13 protein-coding genes are annotated in these 20,379 nt (G+C 65.8%); 8 read left to right on the forward strand and 5 right to left on the reverse strand.

Annotated features, from left to right (window positions below; translation table 11 throughout):
• Nucleotides 1–4: 4 nt before the first annotated feature.
• Nucleotides 5–1,009: an extracellular catalytic domain type 1 short-chain-length polyhydroxyalkanoate depolymerase gene (locus ACSYS9_RS12805; RefSeq protein WP_071228295.1), complete on the reverse strand. Its 1,005-nt coding sequence runs from the start codon at nucleotides 1,007–1,009 to the stop codon at nucleotides 5–7.
• Between the two features lie 221 nt (nucleotides 1,010–1,230).
• On the opposite strand from ACSYS9_RS12805, the gene ACSYS9_RS12810 reads away from it, so the two are divergent.
• Genes ACSYS9_RS12810 through ACSYS9_RS12825 form a run of 4 tightly spaced genes read left to right on the forward strand, consistent with a single transcriptional unit; the run spans nucleotide 1,231 to nucleotide 8,143 of the window.
• Entirely contained in the window at nucleotides 1,231–3,393 is a 2,163-nt protein-coding gene (locus ACSYS9_RS12810; RefSeq protein ID WP_071228296.1) for a TonB-dependent receptor, read from the forward strand.
• 32 nt (nucleotides 3,394–3,425) lie between these two features.
• Entirely contained in the window at nucleotides 3,426–4,304 is an 879-nt protein-coding gene (locus ACSYS9_RS12815; protein ID WP_049461116.1) for an alpha/beta fold hydrolase, read from the forward strand.
• Nucleotides 4,301–4,777, forward strand: a complete 477-nt coding sequence (locus tag ACSYS9_RS12820) for a MaoC family dehydratase (RefSeq protein WP_071228297.1) — start codon at nucleotides 4,301–4,303, stop codon at nucleotides 4,775–4,777. The genes ACSYS9_RS12815 and ACSYS9_RS12820 overlap by 4 nt, the downstream gene beginning before the upstream one ends.
• A gap of 36 nt (nucleotides 4,778–4,813) precedes the next feature.
• Nucleotides 4,814–8,143, forward strand: a complete 3,330-nt coding sequence (locus tag ACSYS9_RS12825; protein WP_071228298.1) for a hybrid sensor histidine kinase/response regulator — start codon at nucleotides 4,814–4,816, stop codon at nucleotides 8,141–8,143.
• Nucleotides 8,144–8,147: 4 nt separating this feature from the next.
• Here ACSYS9_RS12825 and ACSYS9_RS12830 read toward each other — a convergent pair whose 3' ends face one another.
• Complete coding sequence (locus ACSYS9_RS12830; RefSeq protein ID WP_032127250.1) at nucleotides 8,148–8,822, reverse strand: response regulator transcription factor; 675 nt, start codon at nucleotides 8,820–8,822, stop codon at nucleotides 8,148–8,150.
• 129 nt (nucleotides 8,823–8,951) lie between these two features.
• Between ACSYS9_RS12830 and ACSYS9_RS12835 the strand changes: the two genes are divergently transcribed.
• Nucleotides 8,952–10,598, forward strand: a complete 1,647-nt coding sequence (locus ACSYS9_RS12835) for a fatty acid--CoA ligase (protein ID WP_071228299.1) — start codon at nucleotides 8,952–8,954, stop codon at nucleotides 10,596–10,598.
• 144 nt (nucleotides 10,599–10,742) lie between these two features.
• Here ACSYS9_RS12835 and ACSYS9_RS12840 read toward each other — a convergent pair whose 3' ends face one another.
• The 3 genes from ACSYS9_RS12840 to ACSYS9_RS12850 all read right to left on the reverse strand — a co-directional run bounded on the left by ACSYS9_RS12840 (nucleotide 10,743) and on the right by ACSYS9_RS12850 (nucleotide 15,150).
• Nucleotides 10,743–11,234 carry a hypothetical protein gene (locus ACSYS9_RS12840; protein ID WP_071228300.1) on the reverse strand — a complete coding sequence of 164 codons (492 nt, stop codon included), beginning with the start codon at nucleotides 11,232–11,234 and terminating at the stop codon, nucleotides 10,743–10,745.
• 178 nt (nucleotides 11,235–11,412) lie between these two features.
• Nucleotides 11,413–12,156, reverse strand: coding sequence for a FadR/GntR family transcriptional regulator (locus ACSYS9_RS12845; RefSeq protein ID WP_032127248.1), 744 nt, complete (start codon nucleotides 12,154–12,156; stop codon nucleotides 11,413–11,415).
• A gap of 102 nt (nucleotides 12,157–12,258) precedes the next feature.
• The gene (locus tag ACSYS9_RS12850) at nucleotides 12,259–15,150 is read right to left on the reverse strand and encodes a TonB-dependent receptor (RefSeq protein WP_071228301.1); all 2,892 of its coding nucleotides are present in this window, start codon (nucleotides 15,148–15,150) and stop codon (nucleotides 12,259–12,261) included.
• A gap of 241 nt (nucleotides 15,151–15,391) precedes the next feature.
• Here ACSYS9_RS12850 and ACSYS9_RS12855 point away from each other — a divergent pair, with 241 nt between their 5' ends.
• From ACSYS9_RS12855 to ACSYS9_RS12865, 3 genes are read left to right on the forward strand one after another with little or no spacing between them, the layout of a single operon-like run.
• Nucleotides 15,392–16,831, forward strand: a complete 1,440-nt coding sequence (locus tag ACSYS9_RS12855) for a polysaccharide lyase 6 family protein (RefSeq protein ID WP_071228302.1) — start codon at nucleotides 15,392–15,394, stop codon at nucleotides 16,829–16,831.
• Nucleotides 16,828–19,056, forward strand: a complete 2,229-nt coding sequence (locus ACSYS9_RS12860; RefSeq protein ID WP_071228303.1) for an oligoalginate lyase — start codon at nucleotides 16,828–16,830, stop codon at nucleotides 19,054–19,056. Before ACSYS9_RS12855 ends, ACSYS9_RS12860 begins: the two co-directional genes overlap by 4 nt.
• Nucleotides 19,053–20,357, forward strand: a complete 1,305-nt coding sequence (locus ACSYS9_RS12865) for an MFS transporter (protein ID WP_071228304.1) — start codon at nucleotides 19,053–19,055, stop codon at nucleotides 20,355–20,357. Before ACSYS9_RS12860 ends, ACSYS9_RS12865 begins: the two co-directional genes overlap by 4 nt.
• The last annotated feature ends 22 nt before the right edge of the window (nucleotides 20,358–20,379 follow it).

Genomic DNA, 20,379 nt, shown 5'->3' on the forward strand with positions numbered 1-20,379 from the left:
TCACTCAGCGCTGCTGATCCTTCAGGAACAACCACGTGATCAGCGTGGCATCCGGTCCCTTCGGGTCGGTGAACGGCAGGCCGGACTGGCTGCCGCTCCAGGCATGCCCCATGCCCTGCACCACGTAGTGCTGCACCAGCGTCCTGCCACCATAGGCATAGGTGTCCACGGTGTAAGCGCGCCCACCCGGCACCTGCCCCTGGTAGGTGCTGGTCGGCAGGTACTTCACCGAGTCGTTGTCCAGGCCGTCGTCGGCCAGATCATTGGTCTGCAGGAACTGGCGCACGGCCTGCTGGCCGTTCACCGGATTGACGGTGAGATCGGCGCTGCCATGGAACACCAGCACCGGGATCGGACGCGGTGACGGCGAGCCCGAACACTGCCAGGCCAGACGGCCATTGCTGTCCGGCGAATAGATGCTGCCGGCCAGCAACGCATAGGCGCTACCGGAAATCGTGGTCGCACCCTTGAACATGCCACCGGAATGGATGGCGCCGGCAGCGAACACATCCGAATAGCAGGCCAGCATGATCGAGGTCATCGCGCCGCCCGCGGAAATGCCGGTGACATAGACCCGGTGCGGATCCACGCTGTAGCCCGCTTTCACCATGTCCACGATGCCGGCCAAGATCGATGCTTCGCCGCTGTCGCGGGCCTGGTTGATCGGCAGCTGCCAGTTCCAGCAGCGGGCCGGATTGGAGGTGACGTTCTGCCGGGGGTAGACCACGATGAACCCCTCCGTGTCGGCCACATCATTGAAGCCTGACGCCTCGCCCATCAGGTTCGGCCCGGTCACACAGCCATGCAGCACCAGCAGCAGCGGCAGCGGCCGGCTGTCGTCATAGCCGGCCGGCACCCATACCTGGTACTCGCGGGCGCCGAACAGATTGCCGTACAGGCCGATATCCCAATGCCCGGCCGGGCCAGCGGCAACCGCGCTGCCCGCCATCGCCAGCCAGCTGCACAACACCAGCAGTACCACCTTGATCGAATCGATTCCGGATTTCATGACCAGATCCTCGTGCGTGAGTCGTGGATGAAGGAGTACCGGGGACCGCTTCCGGCTGGGGGCGCGCCCAGTATCCGCATCCACCGGCCGCTGCCGACTGGACCTAGGTCCACTCGCTGCTGGCCGATGACACCGCTAGCCTTGGCTGCAGGGGTGGCAATGGGCCATCCGCACGCTCATGCCTGGGGGAGGACCGAATGAAACGGAATTGTTTGAGTCTCATGATCGGCGCGCTGCTGGCCACGGGGCCGGTACTGGCACAGGAATCACCGACGGCAGGCAGATCCGCTTCGCCGACCAACCTGGACAGCATCAAGGTCACCGCGCGCAAGCGTGAGGAAACCCTGCAGGAAGTGCCGGTTGCCGTCACCGCATTTACCTCCGAGGCGCTGGACAAGATGAATGTCCAGGACATCAGCGACCTGGACGCGCAGGTGCCCAACCTGACCATCTACGCGGCGCGCGGCGCCAGCAGCACGGTCACCGCCTACATCCGCGGCATCGGCCAGTCCGATCCCACCTGGGGCGCCGATCCGGGTGTAGGCATCTACCTGGATGACGTCTACATCGCACGCCCGCAGGGTGCGCTGCTGGATGTGTTCGATGTCTCGCGCATCGAGGTGCTGCGCGGCCCGCAGGGCACGCTCTACGGCAAGAACACCATCGGCGGCGCGATCAAGTACATCTCGCGCGGCCTGCCCACCCAGACCGAGGGCTTCGCCCAGATCACCGTGGGCAACTACAGCCAGCTGGATGCAAAAGCGGCCATCGGCGGCCCGATTGGTGTTGCCGACAGTGGCCTGCGCGCCCGCGTGGCGGTGGCCAGCATGAACCACGACGGGTTTGGCGAGAACACCTTCAACGGCCAGCCGGTCAGTGACAAGCAGATCAACGCGGCACGCCTGAACCTGGGCGCGTACGCGGGCGATGACTTCGACGTGCAGTTCGCACTGGACTGGATCGACGATCAGTCCGGCATGCGCGGTTCGAAGATGCTGGCGCCCAATCCGTTCCTGCGCGCATACCCGCCGATGGACAGCCGCTATGACATCCGCTCGGGCATGCGCAACCTCAACAACGTGGAGAGCAAGGGTGCCTCGGCCACGGTGAACTGGCGGCCGAACGAGGACATTGCGCTGAAGTACGTGGTCGCCAAGCGTGAATCGGACAGCGAGGCCAACATCGACTTCGATACCGCGCCGGTCAAGCTGGCCGACGTGGGTGGCACCTATCACGACGACCAGGTCAGCAACGAAGTGCAATTGAACTACGATGCCGGCGGCCGGGTGCGCGGTGTGGTCGGCCTGTACCAGTTCAGTGGCGAGGCGGGCGGCCAGATCCAGAACAACTACTTCAGTGCGCAGTTCGCCGACAACCAGGGCAAGGTGTTGACCGACAGCATCGCGCTGTACGCGGACTGGACCTTCGACCTGACCAGCAAACTCAAGCTGGATGTAGGCGCCCGTTACACCGACGAGGACAAGCGCGCGATCGTGCTGAACCGCCTGTACGCCGACCCGGCCTTCAGCCGCCCGGTGGCAGTGACCGCGGACTTCGACAAGAAGACCAACTTCAAGAACGTCTCGCCCAAGGTCTCGCTGGACTACCAGATCACTCCGGACATCATGGTCTACGGCCTGGCCACGCGTGGCTTCAAGTCCGGTGGCTACAACATCCGCGCCAACGCGGTGGCCGTGCCGCGCTCGGCCGAGCCGTTCGACGACGAGACCGTGGACAGCTACGAGGTCGGCAGCAAGATGGCCTTCCTCGACCAGCGCCTGTTCCTCAATCTGTCGGCCTTCTACAACAAGTACAAGGACATCCAGCTATCGGTCTTCACTGGCCTGGATACCAATGGTGATGGCATCGACGATTCCTTCTTCGGCGATTTCACCAATGCCGGCGCGGGTACCGTCAAGGGCCTGGAGGTCGAGTACCAGTATCTGCCCAGCCAGCACTGGCTGATCTCCGGCAACCTGGCCTGGCTGGACACCAAGTACGACGAGTACATGGATCGTGGCGTCAATGTCGCCAAGCAGATGAAGTTCACCAACGCGCCGGAGTTCTCGGGCGCGTTCAACGTGGAGTACCGCACCGACCTGGCCAACGGCAGCAACCTGTCGGCACGGGTGAGCTACAGCTACCAGAGCGAAGTGTGGCCGACCACTGATCTCAGCCCGGTGATCAGCCAGCAGGGTTACGGGCTGGTCAATGCCGGCGTCATCTGGCGCCTGGATGATGCGTGGACCTTCTCGCTGCAGGGCACCAACCTGGCCGACAAGGAATACCGCACCACCGGCTACAACATCCCGGCGGTCGGCACGCTGATTGGCTTCTATGGTCCGCCACGCCAATATAGCCTCAGCGTCCGTTACGATTTCTAGCGCATCCGTTACGATCTCCAGGAAGCTTATGCATGACGCAGTCTTACGACGACCTGTACTGGAACAGCAATGATGGGTTGCGCCTGCACGCGCGCGACCATGCACCCGATGCGGGGCAGGCAGCGCGTGGCACGGTGGTCTGCATTCCCGGGCTGACCCGCAATGGCGCTGATTTCGATGCGCTTGCCGATGTGCTTACCGCCGAGGGCTGGCGCGTGATCGCGGTCGACCTGCGCGGTCGCGCAGGGTCGGAACGCGCATATGACCCGTCCAGCTACAACCCGCGTGCCTATGCGGATGACATGGTTGCGCTGCTGCGCTCGCAGAACATCGCCAAGGCGGTATTCGTCGGCACCTCGCTGGGCGTGCTGGTGACCATCACCCTCGCCTCGCGCGCGCCCGAGCGGATCGCGGGCGCGGTGCTCAACGATGCCGGCCCCAAGGTGCCGCGTGAGGCGCTGGCACGGATCGGCAAGTACGCCGGCAAGCCGGTGCCGCCGATGGACCTGGTGCAGGCCACCGCTTACGTGGAATCCATCGGCAAGGCCGCGTTCCCTCGCTTCAGTACCGACGACTGGCGGCAGATGGCGGTGCGCACCTTCCGCCCGCGCAGCGATGGACTGCTGGAGCTGGATTACGATCCGGCCGTGATCCGGACGACACGTCCCTGGCTGCTGTGGTTGCTGCGGCCAGTGCTGTGGCGTGCGGTTCGTGGGCTTACCGCACGGGTGCCGGTACTGGTGGTGCGCGGTGCGCTGTCCGACATCCTGCCGGCCGATGTCGCGCGGCAGATGGCGGCCACCTCGGAAAGTGCCCGCCTGGTGGAAGTGCCGGATGTGGGACACGCTCCGATGCTGTCCGAGCCAGAGGCACGTGACGCGATCCTGACCTTGCTGGAGCGTGTGGCGTGAGTGCGGAGAGCAATCTGCCTCCCGCGCTGCAGGCGTTGCAGCAGTGGGCGGCCAGCGAGCGGGTGAGTGGCGTGACCCACGTGGACCAGGCGCGCATCGATGCCTTTGCCGACGCCACCGGCGACCACAACTGGATCCACGTCGATCCAGGCCGCGCGCAGACGCAGCTGCCGGGCGGGCAGACCATCGCGCACGGTTTCCTGCTGCTCTCGCTCACCGTGCAGGACGATGTGGTCGCCCTCACCGGCTTCCCCGGCATCGCCCATGTGCTCAACTACGGCCTCAACAAGGTCCGCTTCCTGGCGCCGGTACCCAGCGGGTCCGGGGTGCGGGTACGCTCGCAGCTGCTGTCACTGGACGCGCGCCAGCCCGGCCAGTGGCTGCTGACCCAGCGCAAGGCCGTCGAGCGGGTTGCCGATGGCGAGCTGGCACTGGTCGCTGAGCAGCTGTCACTGATCGTGGTCGTCCCCTAGCACCACCCTGCCCGGTTCTCTCCCTACACTGGAGCGATGTTGACGCCCTCCATCGTCCTCTTCGCCTGCATTGCATGGACCGCACTGCTGTTTGGCGTGGCGCTGTGGGGTGAGCGCCGGGGGCACCGGCTTTCGAAGGCATGGCCGCTCATCTATGCGCTGTCGCTGGCCGTGCACTGCACCGCGTGGACCTACTACGGCGCGGCCTCGCAGGGACTGCAATGGGGCTTCCCGATTCCACCCACCCTGGCCGGCATGGCGTTGATCTTTGCGTTCGGCCTGCCGTTCCTGCTCCGCCTGGGGCGGCTGGCCAAGCAGCACAACAGTGCCACCATCGCTGATCTGGTCGTCGCACGACTGCGTGCCGATCGCGGCCTCGGTTTCACCATCACCCTGGTGGCACTGTTCGGCATCATTCCCTACATCGCCCTGCAGTTGAAGGCTGTCAGTCAGGGTCTGGGCGCGCTGCTGGGCGATCGTTTCGCGCCTGCTGCCGCGCAGCTGGACATGTCGTTCTGGTTCGCGCTGACGATGGCCGCGTTCACCCTGCTGTTCGGTGCACGCAAGGCATCGGCCACCGAGCCCAATCGTGGCATTGTGGTCGCCCTGGGGCTGGAGTCGGTGTTGAAGCTGGTGGCGCTGCTCGCCATTGGCCTCTATGCGGCGCTGTCGGTGCGCCAGGCGGACACGCCGCTGTTGGAAAAGATGGCGCAGCTGCCGCCACCGGCCATCATGCCGGACTATCTGACCATGGTCGCGCTGGGCGCGATCTCCGCGTTCACCCTGCCGCACCAGTTCCATGTCGGCGTGGTCGAACTGCGCCAGACCTCGGACCTGAAGACGGCACGCTGGTTGTTCCCGGTCTACCTGCTGCTGATCGGGCTGCCGTCGGTGCCGATGGCGCTGGCCGGTGCCGCGCAGCTGCCCGCATCGGTGTCGCCTGACCTGTACGTGCTGGCGCTGCCGCAGGCCGGTGACCACCACCTGCTGGCCTTGCTGGCCTATCTGGGCAGCCTGAGCGCCGCCACCGGCATGATGATCCTGTCCGGGCTGACCCTGTCGATCATGCTCGGCAACCATGGCTTCGGCTCACGGTTGCTGGACGGCATAGCCGGCGGTGCCACGGCGGCCGACCTGCGTCCACGCGTGCTGGCCTTCCGCCGTGCCGGCATCCTCGCCGTGTTCCTGATGTCGTGGCTGTACAGCCGGGCGATGAGCGACACCGAGGCACTCAGCGATTTCGGCCTGATGTCCTTCACCGCCCTCTCGCAGCTGGCGCCGGCGGTCCTGCTGGCGGTGTATCGCCCGCGCACGCCCTCTCCGGCCATCATCGCCGGCATCGTGCTGGGGTCGTTGGCCTGGCTGTGGCTGGTGCTGCTGCCGATGGTGATCCCTGCCACGCCCCCCGCCTCGGGGCCCGATGACCTGCACTGGCTGTCCGTGGTCTCGCTGCGCCTGCAGTCGGGCCATATCGCCATCAGCATGGGCGCCAGTCTGGCGGTCAACCTGCTGACGGTTGCGCTGGTGTCGCGCGCGGTGCGTCCCTCGTTGCCGCGACGACGGGATGCGGTGGCGGCAGCCTCGCTGCGCAGGACGGCCGGACGCTTCCTCGGCCAGGAGCGGGCCCGGCAACTGATGGATGGGCATGCCGGACAGCTGCTGGACGACGACCGGGTCATCACCATCGAACGCGAACTGAGCGCCGTGGTCGGCGCGGGCATGGCGCGCCTGCTGGTGGAGGCCGCTCGCGATGGCGGTGCCGCGCCCTTGGATGCGGTAACCCGTGCTGTAGGCGAAGCCACCCAGGCGCTGCGCTTCAACCAGCGCCTGCTGGAAGCGGCGCTGGAAAACATGAGCCAGGGCATCAGCGTGGTCGACGCGCAGCTGCAGCTGGTAGCCTGGAACAGCCGCTACGCCGCGTTGTTCAAGTTTCCGCCCGAGTTGCTGCAGGTCGGGCAGCCGGTGGTCAATCTGACAGCGTGGGCGCTGGCCGAACTGAAGATCGGCGACGGCCCTGGTGACTCTCGCGACAAGGCCCTGCAGCGTCGCGCCGCACACATGCGGCGTGGCACGCCGCATCTGTCCGAACGGATCTTCCCCGACAACACCATCGTCGAGATCCGTGGCAATCCAATGCCCGGCGGTGGCTACGTGGCCACCTTCACCGACGTCACCGCCTTCCGGCGTGCCGAGGAAGCGCTCAAGCGCAGCAATGAAACCCTGGAGCGCCGCGTACAGGACCGCACCGCACGGCTGGAACAGGCAGTGCACGAAGCCGAGCGCGCGAACGTTGCCAAGACACGCTTCCTGACGGCGGTCGGCCACGACCTGATCCAGCCACTGCATGCGGCGCAGCTGCTGACCGATGCGATGTCGCAGCACATCGAATCGGAGTTCCTCGACAGTTTCCTGCGCCAGATCCGTGGTGCGCTGGACTCCACCGACGACCTGCTGTCCGGGCTGCTGGATATCTCCCGGCTTGAGGCGGGTGGACTGGTCGCCGATCCGCGCCCCTTCGCGCTGTCTACCGTCCTGGATCCGCTCGCGCAGGAGTTCGCGGTACTGGCGGCGGCGCGCGGCCTGCAGTTCCGCCATGTACGGAGCCAGGCCTGGGTCCATAGCGACCCCCTGCTGCTGCGCCGGGTGCTGCAGAACTTCCTGGCCAATGCCATTCGTTACACCCGCCATGGCGGTGTGTTGCTCGGTGTGCGCCGCCAGGGACAGGCACTGCTGATCGGTGTGCATGACACCGGCCCCGGCATTGCTCCGGAGCAGCAGGCGGTGGTGTTCGAGGAATTCCACCGGGTCGATCGCAGCAACGGCCAGGGACTGGGCCTGGGCTTGACCATCGCGCACCGCATCGCCGACCTGCTGCACGCACCCCTGCACCTGCGCAGCGTGCCCGAGCACGGCTCGGCCTTCTCGATCAGCGTGCAACGCGCAGCACCCCCTGCGACCCCGCGCAGCTCGCCGCCGGCGGCCGGCAGCAGCGCGCTCAAGGGAGTCCGCGTGCTGGTGGTCGACAACGACCCGGACGCATTGGAGGCGATGCGGCAGCTGCTGCTTTCCTGGGGTTGCGATGTCATCGCGGCAGGCCAAGCCGATGACATCGGACCGTCAGCGCACGAGGCGGCGCTGTGGTTGTTCGACTATCACCTGGATGATGGCGATACCGGTGTTGCGCTGTGGAAGCGGCTGGTAGGCATGCATGGGCCGCGTCCGACGGTGATCCTCAGTGCGGATGCCGGCAGCGATACGCGCGAGGCGGTGCGCGGCGTTGGGCTGTCCCTGCTCAACAAGCCGTTCAAACCGTTGGCGCTGCGCTGGGCGATCAACCACCTGCTGGCGGCCAGCACCACGCCCTGACCGGTCAGGGCTCAGGCAGTTCTTCGATCTGCCGGGACGGATCGGCCAATCCCATTTCGTGCAGCACGCGGATGGCCTGCGCGCGGTTGCGCACGCCCAGCCGCTCCATGATGCGTGTCATGTGCGCCTTGACCGTGCGCAGCTGTACGCCCAGCCGGTCGGCAATCTGCTTGTTGAGCAGGCCCTCGGCCACCAGGCCCAGCACCTTGTACTGATGTGCCGACAGGCTGGCCAGGCGTGCGGCCAGGTCGGCATCCCTGCTGAACGTCGCCACCCGTGCCACCGGTTCGCGCAGCAGCGCCGGGATCCAGCGCTCGCCCTCCAGCACGGACTGCAGCGCGGACTGCAGCTCGTTCAAACCCGAGCTCTTGGGCAGATAGCCCGCGGCGCCAAGGTCGATGGCACGCCGGATGACCTGCGGCTCCTCGTTGGCGGAGACGATGATGATCGCCAGGCCCGGCTGCAACGCACGGATCGTGGCCAGCCCGGCAAGTCCGTGGTTGCCCGGCATGTGCAGGTCCAGCAGCATCAGATCGATCGACTGGTTCTCGATCACCTCCAGCACGCTGTCCAGCGAATCAGCTTCGCTGATCTGCAGATCGGCGACCGCCTCTTCCGCCGCGCGATGCAGTGCCGCGCGGAACAAGGGGTGATCGTCGGCGATGAGCAGGGTGGGCATGTCCTGGCGAGATTATCAAATCGGGTGCGCGCGGGAACAGGTACCTAGGTACGCTGGTGCAGCAGGAAGGGCTTGCTAGTGTGGTGCGGAGAAGGCCGGCGACCGCAACGCCGCCCACGAGGAAATGCCATGTCATCCGCTCCCACTCCCGATGCCCATGCCTATCCACTGCTGATCAAGCAGCTGCTGCTGATGCCGCTGGCGGTGAGCCCTGAACAGGAAATCGTCTACGGCGACCAGGTCCGATTCGACTACCGCACCCTGCAGGCGCGCATCGGCCAGCTGGCCGGCCTGTTGACCTCGCTGGGAGTCGGCCACGGCGACACGGTGGCGGTGATGGACTGGGACAGCAACCGCTACCTGGAGGCCTACTTCGCCGTGCCGATGATCGGTGCGGTGCTGATGATGGTGAACGTGCGCCTGGCCCCAGAGCAGATCGCCTACACGCTGAACCACAGCGGGGCGCGGGTGATCCTGGCCAACCGCGAGTTCCTGCCGCTGCTGGACGCCATCGACGAGCAGCTGCCGGACCTGCGCACGCGCATCCTGCTGGACGATGCAGGCGGTCCGCTGCCGCCAGGCTTCGCCACCGAGTACGAAGCGGGGTTGCGCGATGCCACGCCGATCGTCCGCTTCCCGGACTTCGACGAGAACGCCCGTGCCACGGTGTTCTACACCACCGGAACCACCGGGTTGCCCAAGGGCGTGTATTTCAGCCACCGGCAGCTGGTGTTGCATTCGCTGGCGGCGATGGCCGCGCTTGGCGGTGCACCCCGTCAAGGCCGCCTGCATCGTGACGATGTCTACATGCCCATGACCCCGATGTTCCATGTGCACGCGTGGGGCCTGCCCTACGTGGCAACGGCGATGGGCATCAGGCAGGTCTATCCGGGGCGCTACCTGCCTGCGAAACTGCTGGCTTTGATCGCGCGTGAGAAGGTGACCTTCTCGCACTGCGTGCCAACCATCCTGCACATGCTGCTGGAGCATGCGGACGCGGCGCGGACCGACCTGGAAGGCTGGAAGGTGATCATCGGCGGTGCGGCCCTGCCGCGTGCGCTGGCGCAGCGTGCGCTGGCGCGGGGCATCGACATCTTCGGCGGCTATGGCATGTCCGAGACCTGCCCTCTGCTCACCATCGCCCAGATCGACGTGGACAGCGTGACCGATGCCGATGAGGTGCAGTCGCTGCGCACCAAGGCCGGCATACCGGTACCGCTGGTGGACCTGCGCATCGTCGATCCGGACATGAAGGATGTCGCCCACGATGGCATCGCCACCGGAGAGGTCGTGGTGCGCGCACCCTGGCTCACCCAAGGCTACCTGCACAACCCGGATGCATCTGCAGCACTGTGGGCGGGAGGTTATCTGCATACCGGGGACATCGGCAACATCGATGAAAGCGGCTACCTGAGGGTGACCGACCGGATCAAGGATGTGATCAAGACCGGCGGTGAGTGGATCTCCTCGCTCACCCTGGAGGACATCATCGCCCTGCATCCGGCGGTCAGCGAAGTCGCGGTGATCGGCATCGCCGACACGAAATGGGGCGAGCGGCCGTTGCCGCTGGTGGTCAGGCAGCCTGGCAGTGAGGTGACCGAAGCGGAGATCATCGAACTGGTCGCTGCGCGAAGCCGCTCGGGGGACATCTCACGGTATGCGATTCCGGAACGGGTCAGTTTCGTGGAATCGATCGAGCGGACCAGCGTGGGCAAGATCAACAAGAAGAAGCTGCGTGGGTTGCATGACCCAGCGACTGGCTCGGGCCGTGGGTGATCTCCGCCCGATTGCCGAGGTCTATGCTCGAAGGACACGATGCAGGGCACGCCAAGGTATGAAGCGGCGCCCCGGGACGATGATCTCCCGGGGCACCACTGCTCTGCAGCAGACCTGGTTCAGTTCTGCCAGGACCGGTCACCCTCAGTCGATGCAGGGTCCCTTCGCAGCGGTCTCCGTGCCGGACACCTTCGCACCGATGCCGGCCGGGCCCTGGCATGCATCAAAGCTGTACTTGATCAGCTTCCACGCCCCACTCGACCATCGGTATGTCCACGACTCGGAAGCACCGCTCGGCAAGGTATTGGAGATCGAGATGACCTCGCCCTCCACACCGCGTGCAGGCAATGGAACAGGCGGGCCCGCCGCACCGGCCGGCTTCAGGCTGCCAGCAGACTGATAGCTGTGCGAGATGGCCAGTTCGCCCGTCTGCAACGCCGGCGCGTAGGCGGGCGAATTCCGTTTGATCCAATCGACGATGTAGCCGGCTTCCAGCGAATCCGACGCGTACGTGGCCTTCGCAACTACAGTGGCGGTCGTGGTACCCGCGATCGGTCCTGCATTGACGCTTCCACCGGGGACTCCACTCAGTGCCAGCACCAATGGCAGCGCCGCGCCCAACAGCGAGAACTTCATACCCTGCTCCTTGTGCGTATGCAGCTTTCTCAACGGGCCGTCTATGACCCGCGGGCAGTGTAGGCATTGCGGACAGGCTGGGCATCGGCGCAGTCATGCCCATTTCTCATATCCATCAGGCTTCGAGCGCGAGCTGCCCTGCTGAAGGTCGCAGCGCCGATTGTGTTGAACGCGGCGCTCAGATCCGCGTCGTTGCCATGAACCGTTCGCGGTCCTGCTGCGTGCGGCGGCGGATCTCCTCCAGCGCCTGGCTTTCGGTCGCCTGCAGCATGGCTTCGAACAGGCGCTGGAAGTGATGGCGCATCGCATTGCGCGCGGCCACCGGATCACGCGCGCGCAGGGCTTCGAAGATCGCCATGTGCTCGTCCGCACGGCTGGCGCCATCATCATGGCAGACCCGGGCATAGACCTCGGTCACCCGCGGCAGTTCGCTGCGCATGCGCCAGATCTGCTGCACGAAGAATTCCACCACCGGGTTGCCGGAAAGCCGTGCGATGGCCAGGTGGAAGCGGCGGTCGTACTCGCCGGCTTCCGCGTCACTCAGGTCGCGACGGCACAGCGCTTCGGCCAACGCCTGCAGCTCGGCAATGCCGGCATCATCCAGATTGCTGGCAGCCAGAGCGGCGGCCTCGGCCTCGAATACCGCGCGGGCGGCGGTGAGGTCGAAGGCGCTGACATCCGGCAGCCCGCCGGACGCCTGCGTCGGGCGCGGTTTCACATGCACGCCCGAGCCGATGCGGATGGCGATCCAGCCCTGCGCTTCCAGTGCGATCTCGGCTTCGCGGATGGTGACCCGGCTGACACCGAACCGTTCGGCCAGCTCACGCTCGCCCGGCAGCCGCGAGCCCGGCGGAAATTCGCCGTCCTCGATCAGCTTGCGGAGCTTGGCAGCGATGGTCTGGTAAAGGCGGTTGGCGGACATGCGGCTGACCCTTGGCGATTCCTTCCGGGTCCCTGCCCTGCCACCGCGGCCGGCAAGGGTCCGGTTGGAGCGACGGCGCGACCACTGGCCGCGCCGCCCTGTTCAGAACTTGTATCGTACACCGAAATACGCACGCCGCCCGTAGGTCACCACTTCGCGGAAGTTCCCATAAAGCGGCTGGTAGGCCACGCGCGGCTCGTTGGTCAGGTTCATCAGCTCCAGCGACAGCGACAACTGCTTGTTCACCCGGTAGCGCAGGCGCAGGTCCACGCTGGTGTTGTCATCGTAGTAGCGGTTCTGCTGCGCGGTGTTGCCGGTGAAGTCCTGGTAGTAGTGCGAGCGGAACTTGCCGATGGCCTGGATGTTGAAGCGCCCGACGTCCCAGTAGATTGAGCCGGACAGCACGTGCCGCGAGAAACCACTCAGGCCAGCCGGTGGCACGATGGCCGGAATGATCGTGCCATCGCTGGCCAGCTGCTCGCCCAGTCGCGAGTCCTGGGTCTGATAGTCGGCATCGGCGTAGTTGTAGCTGACCTTGAAGCCCAGCCCGTCGAACGGCTTGGGCAGGTACGACAGCCGATGGGTGGCGGTCAGCTCGAAACCGGTCAGCGTACTGTCCTCGTTGGTGGTCACCTGCTGGCGCACTGGCACGGTCACGCTCTGGCCATCGATGGTGTAGGTCTCCGGCACCAGTGCGGTGGCGGTGCCGCCGTTGAACTGCTTCCAGTACACAGCGCCGGCCAGCATCGTGTCCGGGTTCGGGTACCACTCCAGGGAAAGGTCGCCGTTCCAGGACATCAGCGGCTGAGCGGCGGGGTTGCCGCTGGCGCTGATGTCATCCAGCGCGTCGGCCAGGTTGCCGTAGGTGGCATCACTGCTCACGTTGATGGTGCGCCCGGCACCCAGCGCGGCAATGTCCGGCCGTGACATCGCGCGATATGCACCGACCCGCAGCAACACGTCCGGGCGCAGCTCGAAGGCCGCGTTGAGGCTGGGCAGCAGCTTGTCGTTGCCCGCCTTGAACACCTGCGTGCTGTACTCGCCGGTGGGTTGCAGGCGGATCGTCCCGTCACCGTTGTCCTCGATGCGCAGCCCGGTACGCACGCCTTCAGAACGAACATCGGTCTTGACCCAGCGCAGGCCGAGGTTGCCGGTCACCGGCAAGCCGAACAGGGTGCTGCTGAACTCACCCATCAGATAGAGCGCGCGTGTCTTCTCGGTGATGTCGACATTGTTCGGATCCTGGAAACCCGGATCCAGCCCGCTGTCGAGGCTGCCGCGGAACGACTGGTACAGGCAGTTCGGATCGAAGTACGCCCACGAGGAGATCGTGTTGCCGCTGGCGGCATCCATGAAGTCATCCTGCGGGAAGGGTGAACGGCAGGCCTGGTTGGCGGCGATGATCTTCGCTTTGTCGGCCGCCACGCGCTGGTCGTAGTCGGTTACCAGGGTGTTGTCGCGCAGGCGGTAGTCGGCCTGGCTGGCGCGCACGCCGCCCTTGATGCGGGTGAAGAAACCGGACTCCGGCATGAAGCTGGCATCGAAGCGGCCGGCCTTGATCCTGTGGTCATTCTCGGTGGCGCTGGAGGTCACCCGCGCCGCCCCCGTATAGGCGTCCCAGTTGTTGGGGTCGAAGTTCGGCGCCAGGGCAACACTGGGCACTTCGCCGTGCCAGTCCCAGTCATAGTCCACGTAGCCGGTGGCACCACTGCTGATACCGGGCACGACGGCATTGTTGACGTCGCGCTGGTTGGCGCGCAGGCGCGTCATGCGCTCGCTGTCGAGGCGATTGGTGTGCGAGTAGGAAAGATCGGTAGACAGCTCCCAGGCCGGGGTCGGGCGCAGGATCAGGTTCAGGCCACCCCCGGTGTATTCCTCGCCACGCCAGTAGCGGTTGGAGGTGGAATCAATCGAGGTGCTGCCTTGCAGGTGGCGCACGATACCGTCTTCGTCAACCTCGCGCTGGGTGATGCCGCGTCGTGCGTTGGACAGGCTCAGATCGCTGCGGTTCTCATACCAGTTGCGCTCGGTGTGCTCGAAGTCGACATTCAGCTCGACCACGTCATTGGGCCGCCACTGCAGCGCGGCGAACTCGCTCTGCCGGTCGTTGCGCTCCTGCTTGAGCCGGTAGATGCGGCTGCTCGGCACCAGGTAGTACGGCGCGCCGTTGGCGATGGCCTGCGCGGACACTTCGTTGCAGTTGGCATTGCCCACGTTCTGCGTGCCATCGCAGGCATACCAGGTGGAACCGCTGGTAATGCTCTCTTCCGGATCGGTGCCGTCCAGGCGCTGGAAGCCCAGCGAAATGCCCAGCTTCTGCCCGTTGCCGAACTCGAACTGATCGATGTAGCTGGCGGTGCCGCGATAGCCGATGCCGTCCTTGTCACGGTACTTGCTGTCGTACTCCGCCCAGCTGCCGCGCAGGTCCAGCTGCGCTGCACGCTTGCCGTACTCCAGTGGGCGCACTGTTTCCAGGCCGATGGTGCCGGCCACGCCGCCTTCGATGATGTCGGCGCGCTGGGTCTTGTAGATGGCCACCGTGTTGATCAGCTCGGCCGGGAACATGTTGAAGTTCACCGAGCGGTCGCCGCTGCCGTTGGTGATCTCGCGGCCATTGAAGTTGGTGCTGCTGAGGAAGGCGCCCAGGCCCCGGATGGAGATCTCCGAGGCGCCGGTCTTGTCGCGGGTCGAGGCGGCGCCGGTCAAGGTCTCGATCGCATCGGCCAGCGACGGTGCCGGCAGGTCGCCGATGTCATCGGCCGAGAGCACGTCGGCGATGACCGTGTCGTCGCGCTTCTTGTTGATCGAACTCTGCATTGATTCGCGGATGCCGGTGACCTGCACCTGGTCCAGCGTGGTGGGATCCTGCCCTGACGCGTCCTTGCTGGACTGCGCCTGGGCCGCGGGCATGCCCGCCAGCACAGCAAGCAGCGCCACGATCAGGGGTGTGGGGGACAACGAGATGCTGTGCACTGCTCCGGCGGGTCGCCGCATGGTTTCCTCCTCCCAAAGGATCGCCTGCATGCCAGGCGTGGGACGCAGCTTCGGCACGGCGACATGAAAATGTCAACCAATTGGTATGCGAATGTTCAAATGCCTTTCATCCATACCATTTGAATGCAATTTAATGTGCTCATGCAGCATGACTTTGCGCGAAAGCTGGCTTACAACGGACCCGGAAGTGGTATGCAGACCCACCCTGAAACGACGGCCCGGCCGTCTCTGGAAGGATTTCATGCGCATTCGTCCGCTTGCTCGACATCCGCTCAACTATCCATCACTGTTTTGCCTGACCACTGGTCTAGCCATGTGCCTGACCACTTCAGCGGCAAGTGCAGCCAGCTGGCTCGTCCACGATGTCGCTGAGTTCACTACCGCCGCCTCGGCGCTGCAGCCCGGCGATGAGATCGTGTTGGCTGACGGCACCTGGACCGACGCGCGGTTGCTGCTGAAAGGCCAGGGCACGGCAGCCGCGCCGATCGTGTTGCGCGCGCAGACCGCCGGCAAGGTCGTCCTCAGCGGACGTTCGGACCTGCGCCTGGCGGGTAGCTACCTGCAGGTGTCCAACCTGGTGTTCCGCAACGGCTATACGCCGGGTGATGCGGTGGTGGCGTTCCGCGAATCCAGCAAGGCGGTGGCCCGCCACAGCCGGGTGACCGGCCTGGTGATCGATGACTACACCAACCCCGATGCCAGCGACCAGGACTACTGGGTATCGCTGTATGGCAGCAACAACCGGTTGGATCACAGCCTGCTGCGCGGCAAGACCAACGCCGGGCCCACGGTAGTGGTGGTGCGCGATGCCACCCAGGGCCTGGACAACCAGCACCGCATCGACCACAACTGGTTCGGACCGCGCCCGGCGCTGGGCGTCAACGGCGGCGAAACCCTCCGCGTCGGCACCAGCGACACTTCGTTGAGCGATTCCAACAGTACGGTGGAGAACAACTGGTTCGAAGGCTGCGACGGCGAGACCGAGATCATCAGCAACAAGTCCGGCGGCAATACCTACCGCGGCAACGTGTTCTACCGTTCGGCCGGCGCGCTCACGCTACGCCATGGCAACGGCAACCGGGTGATCGACAACGTGTTCCTGGGCGACGACAAGACCGGCACCGGCGGCGTGCGCATCATCAATGCCGACCAGACCGTCAGCAACAATTACTTCGAACGACTGGCCGGCTCCAGCAACCGTTCCGCGCTGGCGGTGATGGACGCGCAGGCCGATCCGCCGCTGTCCGGCTATGCGCCGGTGGTGAATGCCACGATCAGCCGCAATACCTTCGTGGACGTGGCGAAGATCAGTTTCGGCGTCGGCCATGATGAGGCCAAGGGCATCGTGGTCGCCGCCAGCAACAGCCGCTTCAGCGCCAACCTGATCGTCAACCGCACCAGCAGGAACCCGCCGAATGCCGCCAGTTCGCTGGCCGGCATCGACTTCAGTGGCAACGTGCAGTCACCGGCAGCCAGCACCGTATTCCCGGGCGGCGTAGAGGGGCGTGGCGTCAGCCTGCAGCAGGCTGCCAGCGGATTGTGGGTGGCCGCGCCCGGCCTGCCCGCCGTGGGCGCCGATCCTGCCCTGGCGATGACCGCGCGCGAGGCGGCCGGCGTCGACTGGTATCCCAAGGTGGGCGAAGTTGCCCTGTCACGCACCCGCAATGGAGTTGATCGATGAGGTTGCAGCCGCTGTTCGTCTCCCTGGCCCTGGCCACCCCCTTTGCCCTGCTGCCGGCCGCGCCGCTGTTCGCAGCCCCCGCTGCCGCAGCGAGGCAGGCCGACACCGCGCCGGTGCTGGTGACCGCAGCGCAGTGGCAGCGGATGGCCAGCGAAGGCGGCCGCTACCCGTGGTTCGCCAAGGAACAGGCGCGCACGGAAAAATCGCTGAAGAAGATGATGAAGGCCGGCATCGACGTGCCGGTACCGAAGGACAAGGGCGGCGGCCGCACCCATGAACAGCACAAGCGCAACTACCAGGCCCTGATGGCGGCCGGCACCCTGTACCGGCTGACCGGCGACAAGGTCTATGTCGACTACGCGCGCGACATGCTGCTGCAGTACGCCACGCTCTACCCCACCCTGGGCCCGCACCCCGAAGGCCGCGGACAGATTCCAGGCCGCGTGTTCTGGCAGGTGCTCAACGATTCGGTGTGGCTGGTCAATGCCATCCAGGGCTACGACGCGATCCGCGACGCGCTGTCCGCCGAGGACCGCGACACCATCGAATCGAAGGTGTTCCGGCCGATGGCCGAGTTCCTCGTCAGCGAGCCGAAGAACTACGACCAGATCCACAACCACGCCACCTGGGCGGTGGCCGCCACTGGCATGACCGGCTACGTGCTGCGCGACCCTGAGCTGGTGGAGAAATCGTTGCGCGGCAGCCAGAAGAACGATCAGTTCGGCTTCCTTCGCCAGATCGACCTGCTGTTCTCGCCCGATGGCTATTACGAGGAAGGCCCGTACTACCAGCGCTACGCACTGGCACCGTTCCTGCTGTTCGCCAACGCCATCGAACGCAACGAACCGCAGCGCAGGATCTTCGCGCGCCGCGACGGCGTGCTGCTGAAGGCCGTGGATGTGCTGGTGCAGTCCAGCTATGACGGCCTGTTCTTCCCGATCAACGATGCCATCCTGGACAAGGGCATCGATACCGAGGAACTGGTGGCCGGTATCGGCATTGCCTATGCGCGCACCGCTGACGACCGCCTGTTGTCGGTGGCCCAGCAGCAGAAACGCCTGCTGTTGTCCCCCGAGGGACTACAGGTGGCGCAAGCCCTGGCCGCCAACAAGGCCAAGCCCTTCGATTACCGTCCGATGCTGCTGCGCGATGGCCCGGACGGCGACCGCGGTGGCCTGGCGATCCTGCGCATGAACGGCGAACGCGGCCAGGCGCTGGTGCAGAAGGACACGATGCAGGGCATGGGCCATGGCCACTTCGACAAACTCAACTGGCTGTTCTACGACAACGGCAATCCGGTGGTGACTGACTACGGCGCTGCCCGCTTCCTCAACGTGGAAGCCAAGCGGGGGGGCATCTACCTGGCCGAGAACCGCAGCTGGGCCAAACAGACCGTGGCCCACAACACCCTGGTGGTGGACGAACAGAGCCACTTCAAGGGCGACTGGAAGCGCGGCGAGGAGCATGCCCCGCAGGTGCGCTTCTTCCAGGCCGATGCCGATACCCAGGTTGCCTCGGCGACCATGCGCGATGCCTACCCCGGCGTGGTGTTCACCCGCACCCAGGCGCTGCTGCGCCATCCCGACCTGGGCCTGCCGGTGGTGCTGGACCTACTGCAGGTGCACGGCGACAAGGCCGCGCGCTACGACCTGCCGCTGCACTTCAAGGGCCACATCGTCACCACCGGCTTCGAGGCAGAACACTTCCCCACCCAGCGCCCGGTGCTGGGCAAGGACAACGGCTACCAGCACCTGTGGCTGGATGCACGCAGCACGCCCGGCAGCGAACCGCGTTCGCTGGCGTGGCTGCTGGATGGGCGCTTCTACACCTACCGCTTCGGCAGCAGTGCGCCGGCACAGGCGCTGCTGGTGGAAAGTGGTGCCAACGATCCCGAGTTCAACCTGCGCCGTGAACCGGCCCTGCTGCAGCGCGTGGAAGGCCAGAAGGACGTGACCTTCTTCAGTGTGCTGGAGCCGCATGGCGAGTACAACGGCACCGCCGAGTACGTGCACGGCGCGGACAGCCGCATCAAGGACATCGTGCGCAGCCGGGGCAGCGATGCAGAGGTGATCGAACTGCGCCTGGCCAGCGGTGCACGCATCGCCCTCGGCGTGGCCGACGACAGCAGCGCCAAGGGCGAGCACAGCGTGACCGTGGACGGCCATGCCTACCGCTGGAGCGGCAGCCATGCACGCATGGACCGCAGCAAGGGTGACGGAAAATGAACGGCCCTGCCGTGGTGGCCAACCTGCGCAAGGTGCCGGTGCGTTCAGCAGTGCGCTGGTTGATCGTGGGCCTGATCGCCGTCGCTACGGTCATCAACTACATCGACCGCAATGCACTGGCGGTGATGTGGCCGGAAATCGCCAGGGAAGTAGGCGCGACCAAGGACGACTATGCCCTGCTGGTAACGGTGTTCATGCTGTTCTACGCCGCCGGCCAGTTCCTGTTCGGTCGCCTGTTCGACATGATCGGCACGCGCCTGGGCTTCGCCCTGTCGATCAGCGTGTGGTCGATCTCGATCGCGCTGCACTCGATCACCCATTCGATGCTTTCCTTCAGCCTGGTAAGGGCGATGCTCGGCATCAGCGAAGCGGGTGCGTGGCCCGGCGCGGTCAAGGCCAATGCCGAGTGGTTCCCTGCGCGCGAACGCGCGTTGGCGCAGGGCGTGTTCAACGCGGGTGCGTCGATCGGCGCGATCGTCTCCGCACCCGCCATCGCCGGCCTCTATCTGTGGCTGGGCTGGCGCGGCACCTTCGTGCTGGTCGGTGCGATCGGCTTCCTGTGGCTGCTGCCGTGGCTGTTTGTCTACCGCGCCGGGCCGGACAAGCATCCGTGGGTGAGCGATGCCGAGCGCCGGCTGATCCAGCAAGACCAGGCCCGGCAGCAGACAGAGGCGGCGCCCAAAGCCAGCGTGCGCGAGCTGCTGGCCCATCGCCAGAGCTGGGGCATGCTCGCCTGTCGCTTCCTGCTGGATCCTATCTGGTGGCTGTTCGTATCCTGGCTGCCGATCTATCTCGCTGAAACCTTCGGCTTCGACATCAAGCAGATCGGCCTGTTCGCCTGGGTACCCTTCGTCGGCGCGATGCTGGGCAGCCTCAGTGGCGGCTGGCTCTCGGGTCGCATGATCCGCGCCGGACACAGCGTGGACCGCGCCCGCAAGCTGGCCATCACCCTGGGGTGCGTGATCATGGCGCCTGCCCTGCTGGGTGCTGTGCTGGCCAACCAGCCGCTGCTGGCAGTGCTGGCAATCGCTGCGGTGCTGTTCGGCTTCCAGGTAGCCATCGGCAACATCCAGACCCTGCCCGGCGACCTGTTCGACGGCCGTTCGGTGGGCACGCTGGCAGGCCTGGGTGGCCTGGCGGCGGTCGCCGGCACCTTGATCACCACCTGGCTGGTGCCGGTGCTGACCCGCCACTCCTACGCCCCGATCTTCATCCTCGTTGCCGCGCTGGTGCCGCTGTCGCTGGCTGCGCTGTGGTGGTGGACCGGACCTATCCACAAGCTCGACCGTCGCGGCGGCTGAGCCTGGGTCTCCTTCTTTTCCA

This window comes from Stenotrophomonas sp. STK17_22 (assembly GCF_051983905.1).
In the GTDB taxonomy this organism is placed as follows: Bacteria; Pseudomonadota; Gammaproteobacteria; order Xanthomonadales; family Xanthomonadaceae; genus Stenotrophomonas; species Stenotrophomonas maltophilia_A.